The sequence below is a fragment of the Vibrio sp. T3Y01 genome (assembly GCF_013114525.1).
GTDB classification, from domain to species: Bacteria; Pseudomonadota; Gammaproteobacteria; order Enterobacterales; family Vibrionaceae; genus Vibrio; species Vibrio chagasii_B.
This window is the reverse complement of sequence record NZ_VTXJ01000007.1, coordinates 82177-95130: the sequence shown is the minus strand read 5'-3', so window position 1 is coordinate 95130 and position 12954 is coordinate 82177. Positions and strand designations below refer to the sequence as shown.

Sequence of the window (12954 nt, the reverse complement as noted above, 5' to 3'; positions counted from 1 at the left end):
ATTATGTTCTCTCCGTTTTGCTTAGCCACATGTTATCCATACCCTCGCCCTTAATCTGCATTGGGTATACGTGCTCGGTGTCATCCACACTGATATCGACAAATACCAAACGGTCTTTCATCGCCAGTGCTTTTTCCAAACCTGATTCAAGTTCATCCGGAGATGAAATGCGCATACCTACGTGACCGTAAGCCTCCGCGATTGCAGCAAAATCAGGAACAGAGTCCATATATGAGTTAGAGTGGCGACCTTGATAAACAATGTCTTGCCACTGTTTAACCATTCCTAAGAAACGGTTGTTTAGGTTAATAATCTTAACTGGGATATTGTATTGCAGCGCCGTAGACAACTCTTGGATATTCATTTGAATACTGCCGTCACCGGTTACCACTACAACTTCTTCATCTGGTTTAGCAAACTTAACGCCCATTCCAGCAGGCAGACCAAAGCCCATAGTGCCTAGACCACCAGAGTTAATCCAACGGCGCGGTTTATTAAATGGGTAATATAACGCTGCAAACATTTGGTGTTGGCCAACATCAGAAGCAACGTAAGCATCACCATTGGTTACTTTGTGCAGAGCTTCAATAACTTGCTGCGGCTTAATGCACTCAGAAGACTTTTCATACGCTAAGCAGTTGCGATCTTGCCACTGCTTGATTTCACTCCACCAGCTTTCCAGAGCTTCAGCATCATTGCTGCCGCCTTGCTCAACCAGTAGGTTAACCATGCTCTCTAGTACTTTTTCCGCAGAACCTACGATTGGCAGATCCACTTTCACGTTCTTAGAGATCGACGACGGGTCGATATCAATATGCATGATCTTTGCGTTCGGGCAGTACTTATCTAGGTTGTTGGTTGTACGATCATCAAAACGTACACCGACACCAAAAATAAGATCGGCGTTGTGCATCGCCATATTGGCTTCGTACAAACCGTGCATGCCAAGCATGCCTAGAGAGTTCTTGTGCGTGCCCGGGAAGGCACCAAGCCCCATTAAAGTGCTTACTACAGGTAAATTCAGTGCTTCAGCCAATTTGATCAGCTGTTGATCGGCCTCAGAGATAACCGCACCGCCACCGACATAAAGTACTGGCTTTTTCGCTTCAAGAAGTGCTTTTAGTGCCTTCTTAATCTGACCTTTATGACCCGTAACCGTTGGGTTGTACGAACGCATTTTGATCGTTTCTGGGTATTGATAAGGAAGCTTAATTTGCGGATTTAATACATCTTTTGGCAAGTCGATAACGACAGGACCAGGACGTCCTGTCGTTGAAATATAGAATGCTTTTTTTAGAACTTCAGGGATATCTTCCGCTTTCTTAACAAGAAAGCTGTGTTTAACGATCGGGCGAGATACACCGACGATATCACACTCTTGGAAGGCATCATTACCAATGAGATTGTTTGGTACGTTACCAGAGATAACGATCATTGGAATCGAATCCATGTACGCCGTTGCGATACCCGTTACGGTATTGGTTGCGCCAGGACCCGAACATACCAGTACTACGCCCGGTTTACCGGTAGAACGAGTGTAGCCATCTGCCATATGAGTAGCGGCTTGTTCGTGTCGTACTAATACGTGTTTGATTTCGTCTGTTTTCGCATGCAGCGCATCATAGATATCAAGTACAGAACCACCTGGGTAACCAAAGATTTGTTCTACACCCTCTTCAATAAGAGACTGCACCACCATCTCAGCGCCGGATAACATTGCTGTTTCAGGTTTTGTTGTCATATTGCTCTCCTCACCAGTTTCCAAGCACATTTGGTGAACATGTTGGGCTGGTTTTTCATAGTCTAGGGCTTATTCGTAGCCTAATTCGAAATACTTCCACTTTTTCGGCTATGGCTGTCTGTCGTGATAACAACAAACAGTAATACGAAACAACTTTAACGCTTTATTATCATCTGGTCTAACACCCGTGACCCGGCGATCATGTAAAAAAACCAACCATAAGCTTAAAACATCAAATAAACACTAGCCCAAACCAAGTAACCAGTCATAAAAACCACATTTGAACTAAAAAAAAGCACTTAATATTTATATAAATGACTAATTATCGATAAATGAAGCGCTTTTCTGTGTGCGCATTCGCACATTCTGCCAAGTCTTGAGCCATAAAAAATCCCCCTAAAAATGCAATCACATTCGTAGGGGGATTTTTAAACAACTGAAAATTTATCTCAGTAGAAAACTACTTATCTTTCGACTTTTCAGTGTACATTTCTTCGATTTCGTCTTGATACTTGTCGTTGATAACTTTACGACGCAATTTCTGAGTTGGCGTCAGTTCGCCATCATCCATCGAAAATGCTTTTGGTAATAGCTTGAACTTCTTCACTTGTTCAAACTTAGCCAATTCTTGCTGCAAGTCATTCACACGCTTCTCAAGCATCTCAACGATCTGATGGTGCTTAATCAATTCAACGCGGTCGTGGTACTTGATATTCAATTCTTTAGCGTACTCTTCAAGAGAGTCGTAACACGGAACAATCAGTGCAGAAACGAATTTACGCGTATCAGCAATAACGGCAATCTGTTCAATGAAGTGGTCTTTACCGATCGCGCCCTCTACTACTTGCGGTGCAATGTACTTGCCACCTGAGGTTTTCATCAGCTCTTTGATACGGTCGGTAATAAACAGGTTACCATTTTCATCAAAATGACCCGCATCTCCGGTTTTCAAGAAACCATGCTCGTCGAACGTTTTCGCTGTCTCTTCTGGCATTTTGTAGTAACCACGCATTACCATTGGGCCGCGAACAAGAATCTCATTCTGCGCACCAATTTTTACTTCAGCGCCCGGCATAGCCATACCAATCGAGTCAGGATTAAAACAGCGGTCATCCCAGCACGAAACCGTTGCGGTGGTTTCTGTCATACCGTAGCCAAGTTTCACGTTAATGCCGATAGCATGGAAGAAACGACCAATGGTTTCATCCAGCTTCGCGCCACCACATGGCATAAAGTTGATGTTACCGCCTAACAGTGCTCGCAGCTTAGATAACACAAGCTTATCGGCTAACGCATGACTCTTCTTCAGCATCAGTGATGGTGTGCGACCTTCTTGGTGACAAACCGACAGCTTCGCGCCCATATTTACTGCCCAAGTAAATAGCACTTTACGGATAAACGGCGCTTTCGAAACCTTCTCGTGAATCGCTGAGAAGATTTTCTCGTAGAAACGTGGAACCGCACACATCACGGTCGGCTTCACGTCGCTCAGCGCGTCACGCACCTGCATAGTATCTTGCAGGTAACAGTTGGTTGCACCTTTGTAGAGCACGTAGAAAGTCCACGCACGCTCAAATACGTGAGATAGAGGTAGGAAACACAACGAGACATCGTCTTTCGTTAAGCTCAAGCGCTCATCGTGCCCTTCTAGCTGATAGCCAACATTGGTGTAATCAAGCATTACGCCCTTAGGTTGACCTGTAGTACCAGAGGTATAGATAAGGGTCAGCAAGTCATCCATATTTGCGTCAGAAAGACGAGTATCAAGTTCAGCTTGCTGAGCCTCAACACCGCGCGCCATGAAATCAGTCCAAGATACCGCAAAGCTATGGCCTTGAAGATCGATATCATCAGACATCGCGACAACCACTTCTAGCTGTTCGCACTCTTCAAATAGGCTCACGGCCGCGTCAAATTGGACTTGCTCACCAACGAATAAGATCTTCACATCCGCATTTTGGATGATGTAAGACGACTGCGCTGCTGTGTTGGTTGGATAAATCGGCACAGTCACAAGACGAGCTTGTAAAGATGCAAAATCTGCCACGGTCCATTGAGGCATATTGTTTGAATAGATACCGATCTTATCTTGAACTCTCAGTCCCTGAGCCAATAGTGCTAATGAAAGCGTATCGATTTGTTGTCCAAACTGCTGCCAGCTAATACCTTGCCATACATTATCTACTTTGTGCTTCAAAGCTGTACGGTTGCCGCCTTGGGCAATTTGGTCACGAAGTCTTTTTACGATATGAAAATCTAAATTGGCCATCTCTTTACCTTTGGCTTACACCTGTAAGCTTTTTTGAGCGCACAAGTGTACCTCTGCTCATGGAAAAGGCAACTGATGAAGCTCAAAGTTATAAGTAATAGTACGTATCACGCTAAGTTTTCTATCAACAAAAATAGCAGGTACAAAAAAGCCCCAAGCCAGACTCCCAGCTTAGGGCTTATAAATCATAGAGTTTAGTGCTTAGTTAAGCGCCACTACTTCGCCACAGATCATCATCAGCTGATCTCGTAACCAAATGTGTCCCTTATCTTTTTCACTTGATTCGTGCCAGCTTAGGTAGCCAGAGATTGCCGCATTATCGAATGGGAAATCTAGAATCTGTAGGTTCTCTTTGTTTGCTGCGTGCTCTACCATCCAGCGAGGTGCAATCGTCACTAACTCTGATTGACCAACAACGTAAAGTACGTTGCTTAGGCTCGTACCTTCGTAGAAAGGCATGCAATCTAGGTCACGGTAAGCTTGCTCAGAGAAGCTGCGTTGGCCGTGAATGCGAGACAGTTTAGCGTGCTTCTCGTTCAATAGCTCTTCAGCTGTCACTTCACCGTTAATGCGTGGGTGAGAAGACGAAGCAACCACAACCAATTCGTCTTGGAAGATCTCAGTACTTGAGAAACCTTGCTCATCAAAGCGAGCGTAATCGATCACGAAGTCGATTTCTTGGTAGCGCATACGCTCAGAAAGTTGACGATCAAATTCAGCATCCATGTGCAGTTTAACGCTAGGTGCTTGCTCGTTGATAGTCGACATAATCTTAGGTGCAAAACGCATGTCACAAGGGCTGCAAATCGCAAGCTTGAACAAGCGAGAAGACGACTCTGGAGAGAACACAGAGCTTGGTAATTCGTTGCGTACTAGTTGAAGCGCTTGGCGGATAGGACCGAACAACTGACGTGCACGTTGAGTCGGTTGAATACCACGACCCTGGCGCATAAATAGTTCGTCGTTAAACATCACTTTCAAGCGAGCCACAGCGTTACTTACTGCCGGCTGAGACATACCTAAATTGTGAGCTGCACGTGTAATGTTTTGCTCTTGCATTACTGCATCAAATACAGTCAAAAGGTTTAAGTCTACTCCACGAAGTGTGCTTTCCATTCTGTAGCTAGCAATAGCACTCATTGCGTCTTTTTTATCTAACATTCAAGTTGCCTCTTGTCGGTACGACAGCGTTAAATTTGTAATGGTATGGGAATAGATAACCACTAGTTCTTATATTTATCAGACCGATGTGTTTCGGATTACCACTACTATTAACCAATACATCCCTAGCTACCAACAAGATTGATAAAGAATAATTTTATTTTACCTTAATGATTAATTATCACTTAAAAATCAAAAACTTACATAGTTATAAAAAAACATAAAATGCGCTAATTATGAGTTTCATTTCGACTTATTTAGCTGTTCTATCGTTTGGTTACATTTGTTACAAATTATTGAATCGATGAATTGATTAACCATTCGATTCAAAAACACCACTTATGGATTAGGTGAGTGATGCATAGCTTGGAAAATCCACCTTGTCCCAAAGTTGTTTTCTTAGGTCATCTTGGTTGGACCAATTTCCGGCTAAAACCCACTCAACCAGTGCACTAGCGACGTCTGGATAAGAGACAACCTCAGCCTGTTTTTCGTTGAGCCAACCACGCAAGATTGCTGGGTCAAGAAAGCTCATCGTTTGGGCTAATCCAAGCGCCTCAAGTGTTGCCACATTACTCTGCTGCTCAAACTGCCCATCAAGTGGTTTAAGCAGTAGTTTCTTACCCAAAGTTAGAGCTTCAGATGGCAGTTCAAACCCACCATTAGCCACCACACCAGAGCACTGATTTAGGTCGAATTGGAAACCCGCATGACTGAGTGGTTTGAAGGCAATGTTTTCGACTTGGCTACGCTCAATCACATTCGGGTGATAACAGACAAAATTGTGTGAAACAAACTTCATTAATAGCTCTGAAATCGCTTCAAGGTCTTCAAACGGCAAATAGACTAATGTGAAGTCCTGGGGCGCTTTAGTCTGCTCGTTGTGAGCTAAGGTGTGAACGATAGGAGGCAATATTGGTTGCTCGAAATGATACCAATGCAAACCAATCGAGTGCTCTGTCGGCGCAAAATGTTGAATAACAGAGTGCTCAATCCAGTTCCCCCCTTCTTTAGGAACATCATAGCGAAACGCATTCTGGTGACTGATTCCGATACAAGGGACTCCCTGCCTTTTGGCTGCCCAAGCTGTTACAGGTTCAAAGTCATTGAGCACCAAGTCATAGGGTGTAAGGTCCATCTGTTTAACCTCATTAAGAAAGCGCCAGATATTATTCTTAATGAATGTCTTTCCATATTTGACCTGCCCTTGTTCACTATAAAAGGTTAAGCCGTTACGAACTTGGTAGTTGCCAAACTCTTCCATCGAAAAGTACTTGCTTGCTTCTCGGCCTGAAAAGAGAAAATCAACATCGATGTTTTGTTGACGAAACGCGACAGCCATTGCCCTTGCACGTGCAATATGACCATTTCCAGTGCCTTGTACGCCGTATAAAATTTTCATGAAACTTCCTTTCGATTCGCTGGTTTAGCGCTTGGTGATGTGGTCATTCGATAATTAAAGAATGAAGCTAATAGCAAGGCTGGTACAAGCTATGCCCAAAGCAGCACCAATGAGTACGTCCGTTAAAAAGTGCACGCCGAGTAATATTCGAGATCCAGCAATCGCTGCAGCCCAAGTCAAACTAAAGAGATATAAGCTCGGATAGAAATGCCCGATCAAAGTCGCCATTACAAAAGCCGCTGCGGCATGCCCAGATGGCAGGCTGTACTTATCTGATGGCACAATATGAGAGTGAAGCAAAGAGGAAAATTCGGCTGGTCGACGGCGCTTTAGAGTATTTTTAGCAAGCCAATAGATTGGCAGCTCAATCGCGAAGGCAGTTAAGCCCACCAACAGAAAATCACTGCCTGTTTTGCTATCGGCGAGCAATGCAATCAAAGCAATCAATATATAGAGGTGACCATCCCCCGTATGAGAGACCGCCTTACTTAACGTCGCATGTTGGCCACTAAAACGGTTCTTTAAACAGAAAACAGAAAATGCCACATCCCAGCGGACAATAGGTTCGATAGTACGCATACGTTCTCCTTAACAATCCTTATTCAGTTAAGGGTCAAGTTATGCCCAACAAATGACAGTTAAGTGACGTTTTGAATGAACTAAAATGAAATTTTCCACGGTTGAGAAGCCGATGATTCAACTGTATCAGAGGCTCATTCACCTCATAAAAAAATAAAGCGACCCTAGGCCGCTTTATTATTCATTTCTAATTTCTGACTTAAAACTCTATAGCGAAAGGGGCTCGTGCTTTTTCACTAAACCGAAGTCAGCCAAGATTGCGTAAGCCGCAGGGATCATAAACAGCACCAGCAGGGTTGAAGCAAAGATGCCAAATACGATCGAGATAACCAAAGGCTGAATAACCTGAGCCTGTAAACTGGTTTCGGTGAGCAGAGGCAATAAACCAGCTGCCGTCGTCATCGAGGTTAAGAACACGGCACGGAAACGCTCACGACTCGCTTTCACTACCGAGTCATGCACGCTATCTCCTTCATCAACGTGATGACGAATGTATTGAACGAGTAAGATAGAGTCGTTAACTACAATCCCTGCAAGCGACACAAAGCCCATCATACTTGGCATACTTAAGGAATGACCAAGCACCCAGTGACCAACTACAACTCCGATAAAGGCTAATGGAATCGCGAGCATCACAACTACAGGCTCTAAATAGCTTCTGAATTGATAACTCAGAATCGCAAACACACCAAACAGACCGAGCAAGAAGCCTTTGCCCATCGAGGCGCCCGTCTTGGCAGCATCCTTCGCTTCCCCTTCAAAATCAAAGCGTAAACCTGGGTACTTCTGGATGAGTTTAGGCGCTTCATCTTTTTGGAACTGAGCCAAGATTGCAGAAGAGCTCGCTTTCTTATTATCAATATCACCAAAGATACTAATGGTTCTCAGCCCATCAATACGTTGTATACGTACATAATTACGCTGGAAATCGAGCGTCGCCAGCGTAGCTAGCGGAATTTGGCTACCATCCGCGGTAATGATTGGGAAGTTAGCAAGTTGCTGTATATCGCCCGCTTGCTCTTTATCAAGACGCACCTCTATCGAGATATTCTCAACACCGATTTGAATCTCGTCCGCTGTCTGGCCAAAGAAGGCGGCACGCAGTTGAGATGCAATCATCTGCCCGTTCACATTGTAGGTTTCAGCACCTGGGCGAAGCTTAACCAAGATCTCTTCTTTACCCATCCGCATGTCATCAAGTACGCCATGAACACCATCAAACTCATTCAGGTAAGCCTGAATATCCAGAGAAGCAGCTTTCAATGCATTAAGGTCATCATGCTTGGCACGGATCTCAATCGCTCGTCCACCCGGCCCCATGGTTGGTTGCTTGAAAACCAGTGAGATTGGATCCGCAAGTTCACCGATGTCTTCTCGCCATGCATCGATGAAATCATCGATCACCGTATTACGGCTCTCTGCACCACGAAGATCTAAGCGCACGGTAGCCAAGTGTGGGCCAGATTCGTTGGCATCGGCATTGGCATTGAACTGGCTAGTAATATGTTCGACGAGCGTGTTGCCCTCTTCAACTTCTTCGCTCCACTGCTCATTCAAACGCTCAGCAGACGCCACAATCTTATCGACCACTCTCTCGGTTTGAGAAAGTGATGCCCCAGGAGGAAGAATAATGCGAGCCTCGGCAATATCGCCATCCAACTCTGGGAACGGTTGGAATTTGACAATACCACCAGCAATCAAAGCGATAGACAGAAGTAGTAAGGTCAACACTCCGCCCATGAAGGCATAGCGGAAGGTCACCACTTTCTCGACCATATTCATCAAAGTGGTATTACGGAAGTTCTCAAACTTCAATAGCAGCACAGTTTTGAAGCGCAGCGCTGGCTTATCGTTTTTCTCTTTGTGTAACGAATGCGACAAGTGATTCGGCAGAATTAAGAAAGCTTCGATCAAGCTCAACGACAGCACCAAAATCAGCACCTGAGGAACGGCCTTGAGTACCGCGCCCATTTCCCCATCGAGAAATAACAAGCTACCGAAGATACACACTGTGGTTAAGAAGGAAGACAACACGCCGGGAAGCACTTTCTTAACACCGTTATACACCGCGTCATCGACATTTTGTCCCCGATCGAGGTGGGAGGCTATCGACTCGGCGATCACGATGGCGTCATCCATCATAATACCGATCGCCATCAACAAACCCACCAGTGACATAATGTTAATCGACAGTCCTAAATTGGCCATTAAGAACAATCCGCCAAGAAAGGCTACCGGCAGGCCTGCAGCAACCCAAAAGGAATAACGTAAGCTGAAGAATAGCCACATGGTTGCGAATACCAGCACAATTCCTTGCCAGCCATTACGCACCATCATGGTCAGACGATCCCACAATACAGAAGAGAGATCATTGGTCATTTGCAGAGTCACGCCATCAGGTGCAATTGCACGCTGGTCCTCGACAAACTGAGTGACACGCTCTTTGATTCTCAGTGCGTCATCTTCTTTGTTCTTGCTGATCTTGAGCAGCGCAGAAGGTTTACCATCAAACAACACCTTCTGTTCATCGAGCTCAAAGCGGTCAGTGATCTTGGCAATATCTCGTAAACGGATCACAGAGCCATTTGGCGCAGAACCCACTACAATGCTTTCCAATTCTACGGGTGTGATACGCCTTTCATCGAAGCGAATCAGGAAGTTTTTGTCTGGCGTTTCAACGTTACCACTCGGCAGTTTCACGTTCTGGCGACCAATTTGATCGGCAATATCACCGACACTCAAACCGAGTTGGCGAATCGCTTGGGTATCAAGTTCAACACGATATTGGTGATCAGAGAATCCGCTGACATCAACCAGTGAAACATCGTAATCGAGCTTCATTGTGCGTTTCAGATCTTCAGCGTATGCCTTCAGCTCAGGCCATGAGGTGTCCGCCGTAATCGCAATATCAACGACTGGCTCATTCCAATCTAGCTCTTGTACGACCGGTGATTCAATCTCTGTAGGAAAATCGTTGATCGAATTGATCTGAGTTTGTACATCCACCAGCATTCGACCGATATCCGCTTTCTCATTGAGCTTGAGAATTAGACGTGCGCTACCTTCTATCGCCTCACATTGGGTTTCTTCAATGTTAGCTAAACCATCGACCGCATCCTCCATTCGCACACACAGGCTTTCTTCGACCTCCTGTGGTGAAGCACCCGGATAAACAATCGCTGCCATAATGTAAGGCGGATCGTAAGCAGGGAAGGTTTCACGTTTGATGGTGGATAACGAACTCAAACCCAATATCAACAACCCAAGCATCAACAAGTTGGCTGCGGTTGGGTGTCTTGAGAAGAACTTAATCATGAAGCGCTCCCGTCACTGTCTGCGGTAAGTTCATCACCATTTGAACCAGACTCTTTCAGCAGCATGCCTTCAATGGCAGGCAGAACGTCGTTGAGAACCAATTTGTCTCCCGTCTGCAACTCGCCACTAATCACCACTTGATTCTCTCGGCGGTAAAGTACTTCGACATTCACAACTTTCAAGCGCTGGTTCTCATCCATCAAATAGATCTTATCACCATGCAGAGCACGTTCAGGTACAACCCAACTTAGATTGGCTAAGCCTTCAATCTCCGCTTTGACGAACATACCATTCACTAAAGGCGTAGCACTGTTTGGCTGAAGCGCAGAATAATCTTGATTGATTTCAAGGATGATGCCCGCTGTCGCTTGGTTTTCATCCACCGTTTCACTGATTCGTGCAACCTTGGCTGGCCAAGTCAGATTTAAGCTACCACTGTTCAGCTGAATGCTCGCTTTAGCTGGCGTTTGATATGGGTTTGGGATGCCAGCAGCATCGCGAGGGAATTGAGTAAAGCTTGAGGCTAAAGTTTGCATATCGTGAATAGAGAGTTGTGCCTCAACCTCCATAACGTCAATTCCATGAGCAATGAACATCTCTTGCTGGAGATTAACTACTTGGTTCTGTTCAATATCAACCTGAGCGATTCGCATCGCTCGTGGCAAAGTGATAGTGGTCTTATCGAGAGAGCGTTGTGCCTCTTTCACTTTGGATACGTTGACCTTAATCACCGCTTGTGCGACACGCTTTTCATCTGGTATTAAGGCGATTTGGTTCTGTATATCTAACACCAGCTTCTGTTGGGAGAGTGCGCTCTGCTGTTGAAGATCGACATCGGACTGAGAGGTCAGCCCTTTCTTACGCAGATCTTGTTTACGTTGTAGCTCTTTATTACTGATCACTAAACGATTTTTTTCGATCTTCAGTGTCTGTTTCAGGTTGTCTTCTTCTTGATTCAATTTCGCTAATGAGGTTTGGCTTGATTTTAGATCCGCCTCTGCTTGTATCAGTTTCAATTCGTAATCCAATGGATCAACCTTGAGCACGACCGTTCCCGCAGGGATCACCTGGCCTTTTTCAAGATCTGGATGTCGATACACGATTTGTCCTGTCACCTCAGCAATCGCTTTCCATTGAACTTTCGGCACCACTTTGCCAAAGCCGACCGCTAGCGGTGCTATCAGTTGTTGTTCTAGGCTCACTGTATCAACTAAGCGGGCTCTATCACCCGCAGGTTTGGTTGGAAGATCTGGCTTCAAGTTAATCGCGGCGACAAGGCCAATAACACCAACCGCAAGTGCTGGAAAGAAGAGTAGTTTTTTATTTATTTTCATTATCTTTGGTCCTGCACGGAAGAAGGGCTCGGTGCGTTGATAAAGCCTTCAGTCATCAGTTGAATGTTGTGTTCGATTAAACGATTAAGAAATTCTTCATTAATCTCAATACCATGGATTGCCAATAAAGGCGGCGGAGCGATGAAAGGAAACACCATCAAGCTTACATACGAAACACGGCACAATTTTGGATCCATGTTCTGTTTTAAGATGCCTTGTTCAACCAACTTTTCAAAAATGACATCTTGGGCTGGCTTGGCAACATCGAGGAAAACCTTTTCGAGCAACTCTCTTTGCACTTCAGAGGGAGGCATATTCATCACTTGGGCTATCAAGCGCGGAAACTTCGGCACCTTGACCATCTCTTTGTAGTAAGTCCGCATTAAATCAAGAAAGTTCTCATGACTGCTTTCTTCAACCAATCTCTGCATCTGCAATTGCATCGGTCGTAGCGTTTCACGCAGCATAGCTTCAAACAGCCCGGCCTTACTGCCAAAGTAATAGCGGATCATCGCAATGTTCACACCCGCGCGCTCAGCAATCAGGCGCGTCGAGACCTTGTCGTATGGCTGAACGACAAACAGATCACGAGCATGCTCAATCAATAACTGTCGAACATCTAAGTTCTTTTGAGGTCGCCCCGCTTTTCGTGCCGTCATGGCAAAAATCCATCTCTATAATTAATCATCTGATTAATTATAGAGATAAACAGGCGTAACAGTAGAAGATTAATTACTCACTATTTAATCAAGTGATTAATTAATTTGGTCACGCTTGTGATTTTTTTGATGAATCGTTCCATCAAAAAGATTTACTACAAAGTTTTAACCTACACATAAGCCAAACGATAAACTAACCGCCCAACCTAAAAACCCCAAGCAGATGATAAAACCAATAAATACAACCCTAGCAGCACAAACCAAACCAAAACGCCGCTAATGTATGCTGATATTGGATTTTCTTGTTTGACGCTCAGAATAAATTACGGTACATATGGTGTTAACAGTTTATTTACGGATATTTGTGTAATGATTTTTTCTTCTTCTCGACTGCTGAAACTTCTCCTTATCGTGAACCAATCGCGCGGGTAAGTTGTGGGTCAAGAACTACACAAATATTAAAACCCGCGCTGAGCGGGTTTTTTTGTAACTGG

At 44.8% G+C, this 12954-nt stretch carries 8 protein-coding genes; all 8 read right to left on the bottom strand.

Features of this window, described 5'->3' with window-relative positions; all coding sequences use genetic code 11:
• Position 1: 1 nt before the first annotated feature.
• A complete protein-coding gene (locus F0232_RS09535; protein WP_008219987.1) occupies positions 2-1741 on the bottom strand; it encodes an acetolactate synthase 3 large subunit in 1740 nt (579 codons plus the stop codon).
• A gap of 460 nt (positions 1742-2201) precedes the next feature.
• Positions 2202-4010 carry a long-chain fatty acid--CoA ligase gene (locus F0232_RS09530; protein ID WP_105059014.1) on the bottom strand — a complete coding sequence of 603 codons (1809 nt, stop codon included), beginning with the start codon at positions 4008-4010 and terminating at the stop codon, positions 2202-2204.
• Between the two features lie 201 nt (positions 4011-4211).
• Positions 4212-5171 (bottom strand): transcriptional regulator LeuO, encoded by a 960-nt coding sequence (gene leuO, locus F0232_RS09525; protein WP_061033548.1) that lies wholly within the window; start codon positions 5169-5171, stop codon positions 4212-4214.
• A gap of 346 nt (positions 5172-5517) precedes the next feature.
• On the bottom strand, positions 5518-6573 hold the full coding sequence (locus F0232_RS09520) for an MJ1255/VC2487 family glycosyltransferase (RefSeq protein WP_105059015.1): 1056 nt from the start codon (positions 6571-6573) through the stop codon (positions 5518-5520).
• Between the two features lie 54 nt (positions 6574-6627).
• The gene (locus F0232_RS09515) at positions 6628-7152 is read right to left on the bottom strand and encodes a phosphatase PAP2 family protein (protein WP_105059016.1); all 525 of its coding nucleotides are present in this window, start codon (positions 7150-7152) and stop codon (positions 6628-6630) included.
• 207 nt (positions 7153-7359) lie between these two features.
• The gene (locus F0232_RS09510; protein ID WP_105059017.1) at positions 7360-10467 is read right to left on the bottom strand and encodes an efflux RND transporter permease subunit; all 3108 of its coding nucleotides are present in this window, start codon (positions 10465-10467) and stop codon (positions 7360-7362) included.
• On the bottom strand, positions 10464-11801 hold the full coding sequence (locus tag F0232_RS09505) for an efflux RND transporter periplasmic adaptor subunit (protein ID WP_105059018.1): 1338 nt from the start codon (positions 11799-11801) through the stop codon (positions 10464-10466). Before F0232_RS09505 ends, F0232_RS09510 begins: the two co-directional genes overlap by 4 nt.
• Complete coding sequence (locus F0232_RS09500) at positions 11801-12460, bottom strand: TetR/AcrR family transcriptional regulator (protein ID WP_048609655.1); 660 nt, start codon at positions 12458-12460, stop codon at positions 11801-11803. The genes F0232_RS09505 and F0232_RS09500 overlap by 1 nt, the downstream gene beginning before the upstream one ends.
• Positions 12461-12954 lie beyond the last annotated feature (494 nt).